This is a genomic window from Bradyrhizobium sp. 23AC (assembly GCF_054863025.1).
The window spans coordinates 1-671 of record NZ_JAVAYN010000066.1; the positions used below are offsets into that span (position 1 = coordinate 1).

A 671-nucleotide genomic window follows, 5' to 3' on the forward strand; every position below is an offset into this window, starting at 1 on the left:
GCCGACCCAGGAGCGCCTCGGCGCCCGTGCCGAGGATCGCGGCAGCCTGACCTGGGTCAAGACAGCGGCGGAGGCGGCGACTGCTGCAGATTTCGTGCAAGAGAGTGCTCCCGAACGGTTGGAGCTAAAGCGAAAACTCTATGCCGAGATCGAACCGCTGGTGCCTGCCGATGTGGTCATCGCCACATCCACCTCCGGGTTCACTATCGTCGATCTACAGGTAGAGGGCTCGCGATCGCCGCGCGTCGTCATCGGACACCCGTTCAACCCCCCTTATCTCATTCCGCTGGTCGAGGTCGCCGGCGCAGCGCACACCAGCAGGGAGGCGCTCGGCGCTGCGGAGGCGTTTTATCAGTCAATCGGGAAAGTCGTCATTCGCATGGATCACGAGATTCCTGGCTTCATCGCCAACCATCTCCAGGCGGCGCTGGAGCGGGAGGCAATGCATCTGGTCGCTGAGGGCCATGCAACGCCCCAGCAGATCGATGCCGCAGTCGTGCACGGTCTTGCCCCGCGCTGGAGCGCAATTGGCCCCTGCATGGTGCGCAACATGGGCAATCCCGCCGGTATCGGCGCCTATTTCGAGCGCTTTTCATCAGGGAAGCGAACCATCTCTCTCTCACGTGAAACCGCCAGAGTTCACGCCTGAATTCATTCGGGCCATGGAAGAG

Annotated in this window: 1 protein-coding gene; it reads left to right on the forward strand. The window is 62.4% G+C overall.

Annotated elements, in window-relative coordinates:
- A partial coding sequence (locus RAD10_RS41450; protein ID WP_461621976.1) for a 3-hydroxyacyl-CoA dehydrogenase family protein occupies positions 1-649 on the forward strand: 649 nt, incomplete at its 5' end.
- Positions 650-671: the final 22 nt, after the last annotated feature.